The sequence below is a fragment of the Pollutimonas rozaliensis genome, from assembly GCF_048751585.1.
GTDB lineage: Bacteria > Pseudomonadota > Gammaproteobacteria > Burkholderiales > Burkholderiaceae_B.
The window spans coordinates 162262-178609 of the sequence record NZ_JAZHOB010000004.1 but is presented as its reverse complement, the minus strand read 5'-3'; the positions used below and the strand labels follow the sequence as shown (position 1 = coordinate 178609).

At 59.6% G+C, this 16348-nt stretch carries 17 protein-coding genes and 1 tRNA gene; 15 read left to right on the top strand and 3 right to left on the bottom strand.

All coding sequences use genetic code 11. The features are described from left to right. Positions 1 to 7 precede the first annotated feature (7 nt). The 6 genes from V0R37_RS09055 to erpA all read left to right on the top strand — a co-directional run bounded on the left by V0R37_RS09055 (position 8) and on the right by erpA (position 4706). Positions 8 to 1108, top strand: a complete 1101-nt coding sequence (locus V0R37_RS09055) for a TRAP transporter substrate-binding protein (RefSeq protein ID WP_420374221.1) — start codon at positions 8 to 10, stop codon at positions 1106 to 1108. Between the two features lie 304 nt (positions 1109 to 1412). Beyond that, positions 1413 to 1841, top strand: coding sequence for a 50S ribosomal protein L13 (gene rplM / locus V0R37_RS09050; protein ID WP_420374220.1), 429 nt, complete (start codon positions 1413 to 1415; stop codon positions 1839 to 1841). 9 nt (positions 1842 to 1850) lie between these two features. Next, positions 1851 to 2243: a 30S ribosomal protein S9 gene (gene rpsI, locus V0R37_RS09045; protein WP_130038746.1), complete on the top strand. Its 393-nt coding sequence runs from the start codon at positions 1851 to 1853 to the stop codon at positions 2241 to 2243. Positions 2244 to 2403: 160 nt separating this feature from the next. Continuing rightward, positions 2404 to 3465 carry an N-acetyl-gamma-glutamyl-phosphate reductase gene (gene argC / locus V0R37_RS09040; protein WP_420374219.1) on the top strand — a complete coding sequence of 354 codons (1062 nt, stop codon included), beginning with the start codon at positions 2404 to 2406 and terminating at the stop codon, positions 3463 to 3465. A gap of 54 nt (positions 3466 to 3519) precedes the next feature. After that, positions 3520 to 4275 (top strand): DUF6776 family protein, encoded by a 756-nt coding sequence (locus tag V0R37_RS09035; RefSeq protein ID WP_420374218.1) that lies wholly within the window; start codon positions 3520 to 3522, stop codon positions 4273 to 4275. Positions 4276 to 4337: 62 nt separating this feature from the next. After that, positions 4338 to 4706, top strand: a complete 369-nt coding sequence (erpA, locus tag V0R37_RS09030; RefSeq protein WP_420374217.1) for an iron-sulfur cluster insertion protein ErpA — start codon at positions 4338 to 4340, stop codon at positions 4704 to 4706. A 63-nt stretch (positions 4707 to 4769) separates the two neighbouring features. Here erpA and V0R37_RS09025 read toward each other — a convergent pair whose 3' ends face one another. Further along, positions 4770 to 5882, bottom strand: coding sequence for an anhydro-N-acetylmuramic acid kinase (locus V0R37_RS09025; protein ID WP_420374216.1), 1113 nt, complete (start codon positions 5880 to 5882; stop codon positions 4770 to 4772). Positions 5883 to 5908: 26 nt separating this feature from the next. After that, positions 5909 to 7279 carry a M23 family metallopeptidase gene (locus V0R37_RS09020; RefSeq protein ID WP_420374215.1) on the bottom strand — a complete coding sequence of 457 codons (1371 nt, stop codon included), beginning with the start codon at positions 7277 to 7279 and terminating at the stop codon, positions 5909 to 5911. Between the two features lie 248 nt (positions 7280 to 7527). On the opposite strand from V0R37_RS09020, the gene tyrS reads away from it, so the two are divergent. The 7 genes from tyrS (at position 7528) to V0R37_RS08985 (ending at position 13339) form a co-directional block, all read left to right on the top strand. Beyond that, positions 7528 to 8757: a tyrosine--tRNA ligase gene (tyrS, locus tag V0R37_RS09015; protein WP_420374214.1), complete on the top strand. Its 1230-nt coding sequence runs from the start codon at positions 7528 to 7530 to the stop codon at positions 8755 to 8757. Between the two features lie 100 nt (positions 8758 to 8857). After that, positions 8858 to 9493, top strand: a complete 636-nt coding sequence (locus V0R37_RS09010; RefSeq protein WP_420374213.1) for a YbhB/YbcL family Raf kinase inhibitor-like protein — start codon at positions 8858 to 8860, stop codon at positions 9491 to 9493. Positions 9494 to 9683: 190 nt separating this feature from the next. Further along, a complete protein-coding gene (glyA, locus tag V0R37_RS09005; protein ID WP_420374212.1) occupies positions 9684 to 10928 on the top strand; it encodes a serine hydroxymethyltransferase in 1245 nt (414 codons plus the stop codon). A gap of 39 nt (positions 10929 to 10967) precedes the next feature. Then, on the top strand, positions 10968 to 11429 hold the full coding sequence (nrdR, locus tag V0R37_RS09000; RefSeq protein ID WP_420374211.1) for a transcriptional regulator NrdR: 462 nt from the start codon (positions 10968 to 10970) through the stop codon (positions 11427 to 11429). Then, complete coding sequence (gene ribD / locus V0R37_RS08995) at positions 11426 to 12562, top strand: bifunctional diaminohydroxyphosphoribosylaminopyrimidine deaminase/5-amino-6-(5-phosphoribosylamino)uracil reductase RibD (RefSeq protein WP_420374210.1); 1137 nt, start codon at positions 11426 to 11428, stop codon at positions 12560 to 12562. Before nrdR ends, ribD begins: the two co-directional genes overlap by 4 nt. 13 nt (positions 12563 to 12575) lie before the next feature. Beyond that, positions 12576 to 13199 carry a riboflavin synthase gene (locus V0R37_RS08990; RefSeq protein ID WP_420374209.1) on the top strand — a complete coding sequence of 208 codons (624 nt, stop codon included), beginning with the start codon at positions 12576 to 12578 and terminating at the stop codon, positions 13197 to 13199. 49 nt (positions 13200 to 13248) lie between these two features. Then, positions 13249 to 13339: transfer RNA gene (locus tag V0R37_RS08985), tRNA-Ser, on the top strand. A gap of 26 nt (positions 13340 to 13365) precedes the next feature. Here V0R37_RS08985 and V0R37_RS08980 read toward each other — a convergent pair. Then, positions 13366 to 13749: a pyrimidine dimer DNA glycosylase/endonuclease V gene (locus V0R37_RS08980; RefSeq protein WP_420374208.1), complete on the bottom strand. Its 384-nt coding sequence runs from the start codon at positions 13747 to 13749 to the stop codon at positions 13366 to 13368. Positions 13750 to 13932: 183 nt separating this feature from the next. On the opposite strand from V0R37_RS08980, the gene V0R37_RS08975 reads away from it, so the two are divergent. Continuing rightward, entirely contained in the window at positions 13933 to 14220 is a 288-nt protein-coding gene (locus tag V0R37_RS08975) for a twin-arginine translocation signal domain-containing protein (RefSeq protein WP_420374207.1), read from the top strand. A gap of 126 nt (positions 14221 to 14346) precedes the next feature. Then, a complete protein-coding gene (locus V0R37_RS08970; protein ID WP_420374206.1) occupies positions 14347 to 16347 on the top strand; it encodes a LodA/GoxA family CTQ-dependent oxidase in 2001 nt (666 codons plus the stop codon). The last annotated feature ends 1 nt before the right edge of the window (position 16348 follow it).

Below are 16348 nucleotides of genomic sequence, written 5' to 3'. Positions count from 1 at the left end.
GCTTTTAATGCAGCGTCGTTCATTTCTCAAGAAAGCAGGTTTAGGGGCCGTGGCAGGATCCGCCGCCGTTGCCGCCCCGGTATTTGCGCAAAGCAACCCCAAAATTAGCTGGAAAATGACTTCCACCTATGGGCCTTCGCTTCCCCCTCTTTATTCAACGGCGGCAACCTTCTGCAAGATGGTCGAAGAAGCCTCCGACGGCAATTTCTCGATTCGCCTGTATCCCGCCGGCGAAATCGTACCGGGCTTTGGCGTCATGGATGCCGTCAGCAATCGCACGGTCGAGTGCGGCCAGACGGCTTCCTATTATTACTACGGCAAAGATCCTTCCTTCTGCTTCGATACCGCTGTTCCGTTTGGCCTGAACGCGCGCCAGATGTATTCCTGGATGTACGAAGGCGACGGCCTGAAGCTGATGCGCGAGCTCTTTGCTCCGCGCCACATCATCAACTTCCCGCTGGGCAATACCGGCACGCAGATGGGCGGCTGGTACCGCAAGGAAATCAAATCGGTTGCCGATCTTCAAGGCCTGAAGATGCGCACCGCCGGGTTCGCAGGCGAAGTCCTGTCGCGCATGGGCGTGGTGCCGCAGCAGATTCCCCCCGGCGATATCTATCCCTCGCTTGAAAAGGGCACGCTGGATGCCGTCGAATTCGTGGGTCCCGTCGACGACGAAAAGCTCGGCTTCCAGAAAGTGGCCAAGTATTATTACTATCCGGGCTGGTGGGAAGGTTCCGCTCAGGTTTCGCTGTATGTCAATGACACGGCCTACAACGAACTGCCCAAGCAATACCAGTCGCTCATCGACATCGCTTCGCGCGCCGCCGGCGGCAAAATGATCGGCGACTACGATGCGCACAATCCGGCCGCCCTGCGCCGCCTGATTGCCAGCGGCGCTGTTCTCCGCGCCTTCCCGCGCGACGTCATGGATGCCTCTTTCAAGGCGTCCAACGAAGTCTACAAAGAATTCTGCGACAAGAACGCGGGCTTCAAGAAAATCTTCGATAACTACATGGCCTTCCGTGACGGCATAGTGCCTTGGTTCCGTGTGGCCGAAGGCTCCTACGACAACTACCTGGGCCTGGCCCTGGCCGGCCAGAAAAAATAGCCTCTGGCGGCGCAACAGCAAAATAGCCACCCACGGGTGGCTATTTTGCTGCCCAAAGGCGGCGTGTTCCCGTAGGGCCATTGAAAACTCAGAGAAAAATCTGTAAATATGCTAAGATAATGAGCTTTTCTGGCTATACGCATAAACCGCACGGGCGAAACACAACGCTTTGGCGGATTTGGCTAACAGATAAATAAATGCTTTTATGCAGAAACATCATGCAGAAAAACGCATTTATCCGCCAGGGAAAAACGCTCTTTCGCGGATTGTCCGCAGAGCTTATCTTGAATATTTAGGAACCATCATGAAGACCTTTGTGGCCAAGCCGCATGAAGTCAAACGTGACTGGTACGTGATTGACGCCAAGGGCAAAGTCCTCGGTCGTGTGGCCAGCGAAGTCGCACGTCGTTTGCGCGGCAAGCACAAGCCAGAATTCACGCCCCACGTTGACACCGGCGATTACATTGTCATTATCAATGCAGCCGAGATCGTTGTTACCGGTAATAAGTCGCAAGACAAGAAATACTACCGTCACTCGACTTACCCAGGTGGTATCACCGAGACCAACTTTCAGAAAATGCAAGAGCGTTTTCCTGGCCGCGCCATCCAGAAAGCCGTCAAGGGCATGCTGCCCAAGGGGCCTTTGGGTTACGCCCTGGCCAAGAAGCTCAAGGTTTATGCCGGCGCCGAGCATCCGCACTCTGCTCAGCAGCCCAAACCGCTGGAATTCTAAGGATAGGTCATGATCGGTAATTGGAACTATGGAACAGGCCGCCGCAAAACGTCGGTGGCTCGCGTGTTCTTGAAAAAGGGTTCGGGCAAGATCGTCGTCAACGGCAAGCCCGTCGATGAGTACTTCGCTCGTGAAACCGGCCGCATGGTCGTACGTCAGCCTCTGGAACTGACCAACCACCTGGAATCGTTCGATTTTCATATCAACGTTCATGGTGGCGGTGAAAGCGGTCAGGCCGGCGCGGTGCGTCACGGCATTACCCGCGCGCTCATCGACTACGACGAAACGCTCAAGTCGCCGTTGAAGCAAGCCGGCTTCGTCACGCGCGACGCCCGCGAAGTCGAACGTAAAAAAGTCGGCTTCCACAAAGCACGCCGTCGCAAACAGTTCAGCAAGCGTTAATCGGCTGTACTCCGGGGCCCTTGGGCCTTGCGACACAAAACCCCCGGCCGATGGCTGGGGGTTTTGTCTTTTATCGGCCAAGTTTGTCGCTGGCGGCATACCCTCTTGGGCAAGCTTGTTGCATAATCATGATGTTGATGATCGTTTTTTGGGAATTGTTATGACTTCGGCAGCACCACGGATCAAGGTCGGCATTGTGGGCGGTACAGGCTATACGGGCGTAGAGCTTTTGCGCCTGTTGTCCCAGCATCCGAATGCCCAGTTGACCGCCATTACCTCGCGCAAGGAAGACGGCATGCCCGTCGCCGATATGTTCCCCAATTTGCGGGGCCGCGTCGACCTGCGTTTCCAGACCCCCGAGACCGCCGGGCTGGAACAATGCGACGTGGTCTTCTTTGCCACGCCCCATGGCGTAGCCATGAGCCAAGCCCAGAATCTGCTCCAGCACGGCGTGCGCATCATCGACCTGGCGGCCGACTTCCGCTTGCAGGATACCCAGGTATTCCAGCAGTGGTACAAAATGCCGCATGCCTGCCCCGACATCCTCAAGCAGTCGGTCTATGGCCTGGTCGAACTCAATCGCCAGAAAATCGCCGGTGCGCAAGTCGTGGGCAATCCGGGCTGCTATCCGACCACCATGCTGTTGGGGTTGGCTCCCTTGCTCGAGGGCGGACGAAAACTGGTGGATACCACGCACATCATTGCCGATTGCAAATCGGGTGTTTCGGGTGCGGGCCGCAAGGCCGAGGTCAGCACGCTGTTTTCCGAAGCCAGCGACAACTTCAAGGCATACGGCGTGGCCGGCCACCGGCACCATCCCGAGGTCGCCGAACAGCTGCAGATACTGGCGGGTCAGCCCGTCGGACTGACTTTCGTGCCCCATCTGGTCCCCATGATACGCGGGATGTTCTCCACAATTTATGCACGCATTCTGCCCGAGGCGTTGGATACCGATTTCCAGGCGCTGTACGAGCAGCGCTACGGCACCGAGGAATTCGTCGATGTCATGCCGGCCGGCAGCCTGCCTGAAACCCGCTCCGTGCGCGCTTCCAATCACCTGCGCATTGCCCTGCACCGGCCGGGCGGCGGCGACCAACTGGTGATCCTGGTCGCCCAGGACAACCTGGTCAAGGGCGCTTCCGGTCAGGCCGTGCAGAACATGAATCTTATGTTCGGCCTGCCGGAATCGGCCGGGCTTACGCAGGTGGCGGTATTGCCGTAACATCTGCGCACGCTTGCGCCGGAACTGAATTCCCGGCAACGGGTCTGTTCTGCTATGAAAGAAAAAACAACGGGCACCGGCTCTGACGAGCAGGCCGGCATGTCCCCATCGGTATCCGTGGGGCATAAACGAAAGGGCCTGAGCCTGGAGGTGCCGGCGTTGCTGGCGGGCTTGGTGCTTGGCGCGGCTGGCGCCCTGTACTGGGCCGGGGGCGTCAACCACCAGCAAAACGAAAGCCAGGCGCAGCAAATCCAGGCGGAACTGACTGACCATCGTATCGAACTCGCCCAGGCGCGGGCGCAACTGGACGCGTTGACGGGGCGTTTGGTCATGGAGGAAAGCACCCGGAAAGGGCTGGAAACCACCTTGCAGGCGACCCAGGCGGAATTGGGGCAAGCCCGCGATCAGTTGGCATTTTTCGATCAGTTGCTGCCTCCCGGCCCCAAGGGGGCCATCAGCATCAGGGCACTTGATATCGAGCGATTGGGCCCCACCTTGCAATACAAGGTGCTGCTCATGCGCAATGCCCAGGACGACACGCCGTTCAAAGGCCAGATGCAGTTTGTGGCCGCGGGGGTTCAGCAGGGGAAACCGGTTAAAATTACCTTGCATCCCGCCCTGGCCCCCGGCAGCGCCGATTCCGCCTCCCCCGAGGTAACCGGCCTTGACCTGAGTTTTGACCAGTTCTTGCGCAGCGGCGGCTTGTTGAGCGTCCCCGAAGGTTTCACGCCCCAGGCTGTCACGCTCAATATTCTTGAAGGCGGCACCTTGCGGGTTTCCCGCCGGATCAATCTGCCGGCGGCCGAGTAGTCCGCTAGTGTTATAGTAGTTTCTTGATTTGCGCAGTCTTACAGGGCTGCCAGGAGTGCCTAATGAATACCCATACCGAATCCATCGATCTGCAGGCTCCGCCCTCGCCGCTGATCTTCACAGATGCCGCCGCGTCCAAAGTCAAGGACTTGTTGGCCGAGGAAGGCAATCCCGAACTGAAGCTGCGCGTGTTCGTGCAGGGCGGCGGCTGCTCGGGCTTCCAGTATGGTTTCACCTTCGATGAAACCACCAACGACGACGACACCACCATCGACAAGGAAGGTGTGCAACTGCTGGTCGACCCCATGAGCTTCCAATACCTTGTCGGCGCCGAAATCGACTACAAGGACGATCTCGAGGGCGCGCAGTTCGTCATCCGCAATCCCAACGCCAATTCCACCTGCGGTTGCGGTTCGTCGTTCTCGCCTTGAACGATGGCGGCGAGGTTGCCGCCCATCTGTTTTGCCAGATGCCCCGCCTTGGCGCATGCCGCTTCAGGCGGGGTATTTGCATCCCAGTACCCGGGCGCCGCGCGCACCGGTGACCGAAGGCAGGCCCGCCGGGCGGCTGTGTTCATGCGCCCAGGCCAGCCAGGCGAATGCCAGCGCCTCGACCATTTGCACCGGAACGCCCAGCTCCGAGGTGGGGCGAACCGGGCAGGGCAGGGCATGGCGCAGGTCACGCAGCAATCCGCCGTTTAGCGCACCGCCGCCGCAAACCAGAACTTCCCTGGTTTCTGGCGCGTGCCGGACGATAGCTTGCGCCACCGTTGCGGCGGTCAGCTGTTGCAAGGTCGCTTGTATATCGTTATCGGCCGGCCCGGCGGAGCCCGCTCTGAATTCCGTAATCCGCTGGCTCAGCCAGGCCCAGTTGAACATATCCCGCCCGGTCGATTTTGGGGGCGCCCTTTCGAACCAGGGCTCGCTGCGGATCAGCATATCCAGCAATCCGGCATTGGCCTGGCCGGTCCCCGCCCAGGCGCCATCAATGTCGTAGGCCTGGCCGGTTTTGGCGTAAGCCCACAAATCCATCAGGACATTGGCCGGACCTGTGTCGAAGCCGCGAATCCCGCCGTCGGCATCCAGCAAGGTCACATTCGCAATGCCGCCCAGGTTCAGGACGGCTCGCGGCGCGGCTTCCCCGAACAGGGCGTGGTGGAATGCCGGCACCAGCGGCGCTCCCTGGCCGCCCGCCGCGATGTCCCGGCTGCGAAAATCGGCAATGACCGCTATGCCGCTACGCTCGGCCAGCACAGCTGGCGCATTGATCTGTATGGTGTAGCCCGCGGCGGGATCATGCCGGACCGTCTGGCCGTGCGCGCCGATGGCGCCAACCTTTGCGGGGTCCACATCGGCCTGTGCAAGCAGCGACTGCACGGCCTGCGCGTACAGTTCCGCCAGGGCATTGCCGGCCAGCGCTGCCCGGGCCAGTTCATTTTCGCCAACCAGGTTCAGGGCAAGGAATTCTTCGCGAAGGGCCGCCGGCATGGGCAGCGATATCGAAGCCAGGCTGCGGGGCCGGCCGGTGGCCGAAAAATCGGCCAGCACGCCGTCCACCCCATCGGTGCTGGTGCCGGACATGAGGCCGATGAAAAGGGAGCTAGCCATATGGGGCGCGGCGTGTGGCAAACGCGCTAGCGTTTTGCCACTTGCGTGCCCTCGCCCTGGAGCGTCGTCAGGAAATGAATGTGTTCCTGGTATTGCGCCACAGTGTGCTCAAAGGCTTTGCGCTGCGATTTGTCCAATACGCGGGCTACAGGCAGGTCCACCGACAAGGGGTCGATGGGCTTTTTGTTGACACGGAATTCGTAATGCAGGTGCGGTCCGGTTGCCCAGCCGGTGGAGCCGACATACCCGATAAGCTGGCCCTGGCTGACCGAGTCGCCTTTCTTCAGGCCCGCGGCAAATCGGCTTTGATGCGCGTACAGCGTGCTGTAGCTGCCATGGTGCTTCAGGATGATGGTGTTTCCGTAGCCGTTCTGCTTGCCCTTGAACTCGACGATGCCATCGGCCGTCGCGTGGATGGGCGTGCCGGTGGGCGCCGCATAATCGACGCCTTTATGTCCGCGCCAGCCGCCGTGCACAGGATGCTTGCGCATGCCGAATGTGGAACTGATGCGCGAGAACTTCAGCGCTGTGCGCAGGAAGGCCCCCTTCAGGCTGCGGCCGTCGAAATCGTAATAGCTTCCCGAGGAGCCCGTATCCGGCGCAAACCATACCGCCTCGTAGGCCTTGGCGTTATTGATGAATTCCAGCGCCAGGACGCGGCCGACACCGATTTCCCGGCCATCGTGCGAATAGGATTCATAAACGATGCGGAACCGGTCGCCGCGGCGCAAATCGCGTATGAAATCGATCTTGCTTCCCAGGATGTCGGCAATCTGCATGGTGACGGCGTCGGGGATGTCGGCGGCATCGGTGGCGGCGAACAGCGAGCTGCTGATCTCGCTTTCGGCGATTCGTATCTGTTGCCTGGCCGCCTGGCTTTGCTCGGCGGCCGCAAAGCCGCCCTTGCCGTCGGGCGTGATCTCGAGCCAGCGCGATACATACTTGCCATTCTCGTTGGCGCCGGGAGTATGGTTGTAGCGCAGCCAGACAAGGTTGCCGTCCTTATCCAGCGCGGCCTGGACACTGCGGCCAGGGTACAGCTTGTAGATGGAACGGGCGTCTTTGTTCTGGACCAGGAAGGGCTGCAGACCGCGTTCTTGTACACGAAGGCGCTGCAATATTGCCGCCAGGGTGTCGCCCCGGCGGATTTGCGTTTCACTGATGAACGGGGCGGAAAAATCCCCCAACGGCTGGGGGAAGGGATTGGGAAGAGCCAGATTTTGGCTGGCTTGATATACGGGAGGCGTTTCGGGCGGCTTCACGACGGCCAGCGCCGCGGCGCCCGCGAACAGACCCAGCGCCACGAGCACAAGGCCGTTGCGCAAAAAGTGATGTGTCCGATGTACCCGAAGCGTGTCGCGATAAGAGGGAGTGCCAGTTTTCCCTGTCTTGAACATAAAAACAAAAACCTAGTAATGCGCTGCTTTATTGGAAGATGTAACCGGCCGCCTGGAATACTTGCTGGTGTGGGGCCAGTGAACGCGTACCCCTTTTTACGGGGACAAGCGCTCTGATAAGATGACGTCATGCATCGTTTTCGTATCTATCCAGTGCAGTACCGGAACCGCGCCCGCACGTTATGCTAGCGTATTAGGCGCGATTTTTCGAGCATTTTTTTGTATTTTCCCTGATAAAGCCATTTCATATGCCGTCCACCGAAGCCCCTATCACCCCCCAAGTCGACGAAGATCTGCGTATAGCCAAGCGAGGCTGCGACGAACTTCTGGTGGAGTCCGAGTTCGCCAGGAAGCTTGCGCGCAGCCATGCCACCGGCAAGCCGTTGCGGATCAAACTGGGGCTGGACCCCACCGCGCCCGACATCCATCTGGGACACACGGTGGTCCTTAATAAAATGCGCCAGCTGCAGGATCTCGGCCATACCGTCATATTCCTGATCGGGGATTTCACCTCCATGATCGGCGATCCCAGCGGACGCAACGCCACGCGCCCGCCCCTGACGGCCGAGCAAATACATGAAAACGCCAAGACTTATTATGCGCAGGCCAGCCTGGTCCTGGATCCGGCCAAGACTGAAATCCGCTATAACTCCGAGTGGTGCGATCCACTGGGCGCGCGCGGCCTGATCAAGCTCGCGTCGCGCTATACCGTGGCCCGCATGATGGAGCGCGAGGATTTTACGCGGCGCTTCAAGGGCGGTATTCCCATTTCCGTGCACGAGTTCCTGTATCCGCTGATGCAGGGCTACGATTCCGTGGCCCTGAAAGCCGATCTCGAATTGGGCGGCACCGATCAGAAGTTCAATTTGCTGGTGGGCCGCGAGCTGCAAAAGGAATATGGGCAGGAGCCGCAGTGCATCCTGACCATGCCATTGCTGGAAGGCACCGATGGGGTGGACAAGATGTCCAAGTCCAAGGGCAACTACATTGGCATTACCGAATCGCCCGACTCCATGTTCGGAAAGCTGATGTCGATCTCCGACACTTTGATGTGGAAGTACTTCGAGCTGCTGTCCTTCCGTTCAATGGACGATATCGCCCAGTTACAAAAACAAGTAAAAGAAGGCATGAATCCGCGCGATACTAAAGTGTCGCTGGCCCAGGAAATCGTGGCCCGCTTTCATTCACGGAGCGCGGCCGATGACGCGCTGGCCAATTTCGAAGCGCGTTTCCGCGATGGCGCGATTCCCGACGAAATGCCCGAAGTGCAGGTCGGCGCCGCCCCGCTGGGGATACTGAAGATATTGCGGGAAGCCGGCTTGGTGGTATCGGGAGCCGAAGCGCAACGCAATGTGGAGCAGGGCGGCGTGCGTATCGACGGCTCGCGCGTCGAAGATAAATCCCTGCAGCTTTCCGCGGGCACCTATGTCGTACAGGTGGGCAAGCGCAAGTTCGCCCGTGTCACGTTAACCGGCTGACAGCCTTTTTTTGCCGCCGGGCCGCCCCAAGGCAAAAAGCGCCCCCTTGGGGGGCAGCAAGCCGAAGGCGCAGCGTGGGGGCTTTTTTTTGGAGCATGTCATGAAGCTAACCAGTGAGTCTTTTACGGATCAGGGCGCAATCCCCGAGCGCAACGCCTTCGGCAAGATCGATGGGCAGAATCATGTGGCGCTGGCTGGCAATGCGAATCCGCATCTTGCCTGGTCCGACGCGCCCCAGGCCACCCAGTCGTTCGTCGTCATCTGCCACGACCCCGATGTCCCCAGCAAGCCCGACGATGTCAACCAAGAGGATCGCGAGATACCCAGTTCCCTGCCCAGGGTGGACTTCTACCATTGGGCACTCATCGACATTCCGGCCAGCGTAAACGAGATCGCCGAAGCGGCCTATTCGGACGGCATTACACCCCGAGGCAAGGCGGGGCCTCTGGCGCTGGATGGCACACGCCAGGGCGTCAACGATTTCACCACCTGGTTCGCGGCGGACCGCGACATGAATGGCGATTACTTCGGCTACGACGGGCCGTGCCCCCCGTGGAACGACTCCATTGCGCACCGCTATGTATTCACCGTTTATGCGCTGGACATCGCCGAGCTTCCATTCGAGGGCCGTTTTACCGGTGGCGACGTCATCAAGGCCATACAGGGCCATGTGTTGGCGCAGGCTTCGATTCTGGGCACCTACACCCTGAATCCCCGCCTGGCCGGTAAATCATAGGCCATGTCTTTCTTGCTGGTTGAGCGGACTTCAAGTCAGTTTGAGCAAGGAGCCCGGCAAGGCTGTCGGCGGGCCCGAAAACCGTGCTTCGCAGGTGCATTGCAAGCAGTTTGCGCAAAAATGGCGGCCATTCGGGCTAAAATAAGCGCTTTGCTCTTCGCCACCCGCCATCACCACACCAGGATAAACAATGTTTGACCGTTCCCGCACCCTCGATCAAGTCGACGCCGACGTTTGGGCCGCCGTCCAGAAGGAAAATGTTCGCCAGGAACAGCATATCGAGCTGATCGCCTCCGAAAACTACACCAGCCCAGCGGTCATGCAGGCTCAAGGCACGCAGCTTACCAACAAGTATGCCGAGGGGTATCCGGGCAAGCGTTATTACGGCGGCTGCGAGTACGTGGACATTGTCGAGCAGTTGGCCATCGACCGGTTGAAGGAAATCTTCGGCGCCGAGGCCGCCAATGTCCAGCCCAATTCCGGTTCGCAGGCCAATCAGGGCGTCTATATGGCGGTGCTCAAGCCCGGCGACAAGGTGCTGGGCATGAGCCTGGCCGAAGGCGGCCACCTTACGCACGGCTCGCCGGTCAATGCATCGGGCAAGCTGTACGACTTCGTATCCTATGGGCTGGATGCCAACGAAGAGCTCGATTACGAACAACTGGAAAAGCTGGCCAAAGAACACAAACCCAAGCTTGTCGTGGGCGGCGCATCCGCGTATTCGCTGCGCATCGATTTCGAGCGCATGGCCCGCATCGCACACGACAACGGCGCGCTTTTCATGGTCGATATCGCTCATTACGCGGGCCTGGTGGCCGGCGGCGCTTATCCCAACCCCGTGCCTCATGCCGACTTCGTCACCTCGACCACGCACAAATCGTTGCGCGGCCCCCGCGGCGGCGTCATCATGATGAAGTCCCAGTTCGAAAAAGCCATCAATTCGGCGATTTTCCCGGGCATTCAGGGCGGCCCTTTGATGCATGTCATTGCGGGCAAGGCCGTGGCCTTCAAAGAAGCCCTGTCGCCCGATTTCAAGGATTACGCCGCGCAAGTCGTCAAGAATGCCGACGTGCTGGCCCGCACTCTGGTTCAGCGCGGCCTGCGCATCGTGTCCGGCCGCACCGAAAGCCACGTCATGCTGGTCGATCTGCGCGCCAAGGGCATTACGGGCAAGGAAGCCGAAGCCGTCCTGGGTGAAGCCCACATCACGGTCAACAAGAACGCAATTCCCAACGATCCCGAAAAACCTTTCGTCACCAGCGGCATACGCCTGGGCACGCCGGCCATGACGACGCGCGGCTTCAAGGAAGCCGAAGCCGAACTTACCGGACATCTGATCGCCGATGTCCTGGACAACCCGCGCAATGAGTCGGCCATCGCCGATGTGCGGGCGCGCGTCAACGAACTGACGGCGCGTTTGCCGGTGTACCGTTAAAGCGGGGATGGCCCCCGGTTCTCCTGGGGCTGGCCAGCCATGAAATGTCCGTTCTGCGGTAGCTTCGATACGCAAGTTATTGACTCTCGTGTTTCAGAAGAGGGCGATACGATACGCCGGCGCCGCCGCTGCACGGCCTGCGAGCGCCGCTTCACGACCTACGAGCGGGTCGAGTTGCTCATGCCCGCCCTGGTCAAGCGCAACGGCACACGGGCCGAGTTCGATGTCAACAAGCTGCGTGCCAGCCTGAACCTTGCCTTGCGCAAGCGGCCGGTCAGCACCGAAGACGTCGACGCCGCCGTGGCGCGTATCGAAGAGAGCCTGCTGGTCAGCGGCTTGCGCGAGGTCAAGTCGGACTATGTCGGCGAACTGGTCATGAACGAACTCAAAAAACTCGACCAAGTCGCCTATGTGCGCTTCGCATCGGTTTATAAAAGCTTCGAAGACATCCGCGAGTTCGTCAAGGCCATAGACGAAATCCAGGTGCCCCCAAAAACGTGAACACGGGCCTGGTTGTCGACGACGAGCGCTGGATGCGCGAGGCCTTGCGGCTGGCTGAAAGCGTCATGTACATCACGGCGCCCAACCCACGGGTGGCCTGCCTTGTCGTGCGTGGCGAACACTTGCTGGCATCCGGCGCCACGCAGCGCGCGGGCGGCCCGCATGCCGAGGTCATGGCGCTGCGCCAGGCCGCCGAGCAGGACATCGATGTTTCGGGCGCCACGGTTTACGTCACCCTTGAGCCTTGCAGCCATTTCGGGCGCACGCCGCCCTGCGTGGATGCCTTGATTGCGGCTCGGCCGGCCCGTGTGGTCATCGCCATGAGCGATCCCAACCCCCTGGTTGGCGGGCGTGGCATCGCCAAGCTGCAGGCGGCCGGCATTGCCGTCACGGCGGGCGTATGCGCCCACGAGGCGTTGGCCGTCAATCCCGGCTTCGTGGCGCGCATGGCCCGTAAAACGCCATGGGTCTGGTTGAAATTGGCGGCTTCGCTCGATGGCCGCATCGCCTTGCCCGACGGGCAGTCGCAATGGATAACCGGTCCCGCCGCCCGTGCGGACGGCCATCATTGGCGCGCACGCAGTTGCGTCGTGCTGACGGGGGCTGGAACGGTGCTCGCGGATAATCCGCAATTGAATGTAAGGCATGTGGAGACCGCCCGCCCGCCTTTCAAGGCTATCGTCGATACGCGTTTCGAGGTCGACGAGAATGCTCGGATATTCGACGGCATCCCGACATGGGTATTCACCTGCGCGTCCAAGCCGGAAAAAGCCTCGCGGCTGGCGGCGAAGAATGCGCAGGTTGTGCAACTGCCCCCCGCGGGGCAGCGGGTCGACCTTCAAGCCATGATGCGTTGGCTGGGCGAGCACGACATCAACGAGGTGCACGTGGAAGCGGGTTCCCGGCTTAGCGGGGCGCTGCTGCAGGCCCAATGCGTGGATGAGCTCTTGCTATACATGGCTCCCGTGCTGCTGGGCGACGGCATAGGCATGGCCCGCATCGATGCGCTGCAAAGCCTTGCGCAGGCTCAGCGGTTCGAATTCTTGGATACAAAAAACGTCGCCCCGGATATCCGTATCCGGGCGCGGCACATAGATCATTGGAACGCTTTGCTGCATGTATTGCGGCTATAGGGGAATTAGAAAGATGTTTACGGGAATCGTCGCCGCTGTGGGCAGGATCATCGAAGTATCTCCATTCAATGAAGGCCAAGAAGATGCCGGCGTTCATCTGAAGATACAGGCGCAGGGTTTTTTGCGCGATTCCACCAAGCTGGGCGATTCCATCGCCGTGCAGGGAGCATGCATGACCGTGGTCGAATTGGCCGCGGATACGTTCAGCGTCGACGTATCGCGGGAAAGCCTGAACCGCACGGCCGGCCTGGATGCGCAGGGCGACGTCAACCTTGAACATGCCTTGCGGATGGGAGACTCGCTCGACGGCCACCTGGTATCGGGCCATGTCGACGGCCTGGGCGAAGTCAGTCATTTTGAACCCCTGGGCGAGTCCTGGGACTTGCGCATCCGGGTGCCCCAAAACATGGCGCGTTTCCTTGCCTACAAGGGTTCCATTACCGTCAATGGCGTAAGCCTTACCGTCAATGAGGTGGACGACGATATCAGCGGATGCGAGATCCACATCAACCTGATACCGCATACCCTGCAGGTCACCACGCTGAAGGACCTGTCGGTGGGCGCGCTGGTCAACCTGGAGATCGACATGATCGCGCGCTACGTGGAGCGCATGGTGGCTCAAACCAAAACCAATTGATTCTGTTAGAATAGCGGACTTCGCTTTGCTTGAATATCGAGGCGAACTAGGACAGGTGGCCGAGCGGTTGAAGGCGCACGCCTGGAAAGCGTGTATACGTGAATAGCGTATCGGGGGTTCGAATCCCCCTCTGTCCGCCAGGAATTATATCCAAGCCCTTGATTCGTCAAGGGCTTTCTTTTTTGACGCCGCTTCTTTCCTTGATCCGTTGGCGATTCAATCGCAAAGCCTGCGGCGTCGGCTGCCAGTCGCTCCAAAATTGATCGGGAATGTCGGGGAAGTCCTGGCGCCGCAAACCGCTGAACGAGGGCTTATAGCCGCGCCGCTTCATCTCCGATATCAATTCGCCGTGGCGCCGGGTCAGATATGCCAGCCGGGTATAGAAAAACAGCAGGTGGCCCTTGCCCAGCGTATAGCTGTCAGGCTGATTCAGATTCGCACGCTTGGCCGCTTTCTTCGCCAGGGCAAATACCCGGGGCAGTTCCCTGTATTCGGCGACCAGATGTGGGCCGCTCAGCTCGTCGACGGGGACGCAATTTATGCGGGTCATTAGCAGTCAGTGATGTGCGTAGGACGGGGACAGCATACTACTGACGGCTATATGCTTGCATAAGCCACGGCCCTCGTTGCGGCTCCGGACTGCGCATGATTCGGCTTTGCAACAAAGTCATGCCATAATCGGCGCAACGGTGCTGGAATTCAAGAGGGCGCCGGAACCCAGGGGGGATGGAACATGTATATCAAGCGTAGAAATTTCGTCAAGGGTTGCGCGGCGGCCTGTGTGCTGTTGCTGCCGGGAATCACCAGCGCCGCGAAAGGCGGCGACGCGAGCCACGCACTTGGCCCGGATGCCGATTCGATTATCCAGAAATCGATCAAGGCCAGCTTCGGCGGTGGCTTTTCGGTACAGACTCATACCCAATCAAACGGACTGACCCACGCCAACATCGAGCATTTTGGCACCCGGTACGCGGTCGCTTCCGCAGACTTGCTGGACTGGAAGGTCGTGCGTACCCTTTGAGCAAGCAGACTTTGCATTTTCTTCCGCCGGCGGATTGTTGATTCCATGAAGGGGGAACACCTGAACCACGATTCAGGTGTCCTTTCAGCGCCGAATTAATAAAGCAGTTTGTATAGGAAATGAACCGTGTCAGAAAACATCAAGAGCATTCGCATTCATCCCGGTATCGGCATTGCCCGCTTGGGGGACAGTGACGAGTTTTACATCGGCCCGGAGGCGCCGGGGGTGGTTGTTGATCCCGGCGGTAGCGGCGGACCGGGGCCTAACGGTGGAAGCTACCGCGACAGCGGGGCGCGATTGAAGCGCCAGGCGCAACGGTATCGGGTGTATGCCTACGATGCCAACGACAAGGTCGTCGCGGAGCTGACGTCGGATTCGGGCCTGGTCCAGTCCGTGCATTGGCGGGTTCATGTCAGGAACATGAAAGCGGCGAATTATGCGTTTCAGGGTGCCTACCTGTTTGATCCTGATAAGTTGCGCAACCCATCCATTCAGCCTGGCAAAAAACCGATCGAGCGCGATAAGCTGATCATCGATCCCGGTGTGCATACGATCGCGTCGGGGCAGACCGGACCGGTTGTCATGAAAGGCGATGTTTTCACCGGCATCGAAAAAGGCACCTTGCCGGGCGAATTGCGTTTCGAGGGGTTCACGCCCAAAGATCCTTCGAAAGAAGTCGAGGTTACTTATAAAGCCGCCAAGGACATCGAACTGGGCCAGCTCCGCCTCGATTCTCAGGATCGCCTGCTGTTCGTTCCCGCGCCCGGGAAAGGCGAATGCGTCACGACACCGAAGGTGGAGCTGTCCAATCCAAGCGAGACGGCAAATCCGCCGAATGGTCCCGATAACGGCCAGAATCCGCTCACCAACCAGTTCGCCTATTTCAATATTCCGGGCTGGTGGGACGATACCTGTGGCGGTGAAATCGATGTCACGGTCACGCTCAAGGACGGCACGGTCTTGAGCACACGCGACAACGTGAAATCGGCAACGGACGAGGGCACCAGGAATCCCCGGGCGGGAGCATGGATCGTTACCGCACCGCCGAAGTTCGCACCTCATATGTACCACGTGGTGTCCATTCTGGATCGCGTCTACGAGGCCTTTCCCGAGTCCTACCCCTACACGGGGAAAAAGACGAATTTCTACCGCGATGTGTATCCGGTATTCGCCAATGCGGTGAACTACGGTTGGGTCAGCGCCGAGGCGTCGGGCGTCCAGCCCGAAACAAAGAACCGTGCCCATGGCCCGGGGCAGCCGGGCAACTTGCTCCTTCCCCAGTACATGTCGTTGTTGGCCGATCCAAGCGAACAAAGCAAGCCGATAAGGCAAAGAATCTATGCTCTGATGCGGCATGCTCCCGGCAAGAACGGGCGGCTGGTCGATTCGCTGCTGCCCGCTCCGCCGCAGCGGCCAACCAGTTGGAAGAACGAAGAATTCCAACGCACCGAAGACAGCTCCAAAATGCCCAAGCTGTGGGGCACTGCCGGCAAGCCTTTGCAGAATCAGCAATTAGGCAACAATTTCCCAGACCAATTCTTGAGCCTGACCGATTGGCAGTTGAAGCATCTGAAGAACTGGGCGGACGGCAATTTCGAGGTGGGCGCTCTACAGAAGCCCGTGGACCTGGAGCAATTGCCCTTGGCCGAACAGCCGCATGCGCTCGATAGCTCGGCGCTGGAACCGACCATCGGCGGCGGCTTTCACCCGGGTATTGAATTTCCCTACCTGATTCTCTATCGGGAATATTTCGCCGAGGCGTTTCGCGTGGGCAAAGACAACGAGCCCGGCGCCATCTCCGCCTACATGTCCAGCCCCTGGCAGGGCGACTTCTGGTCGTGCAATATGGCATGGTGGCCGACCCAACGGCCGGATATCGTTTTCGAGTACGACCCAAAGACCCAGACCAGAACCTATAAAGAATGGTTCCGCGGATACGATGCCGACGGCGAGCCGCTATCGTCCACCGACGGTTACCACCAGATGGAGTATGCGTGGTCGAAGCTGGGGATGGTGCTTCCGGTCAAGACCGCGGACGGCGGGTTTTTGAAAGACCAGGGTGCTACCGTGTTCGTCGAACAAGAGCGTGCCCCGGCACTGAACCGGCCGCCCGCCAAAGGAAAATAAC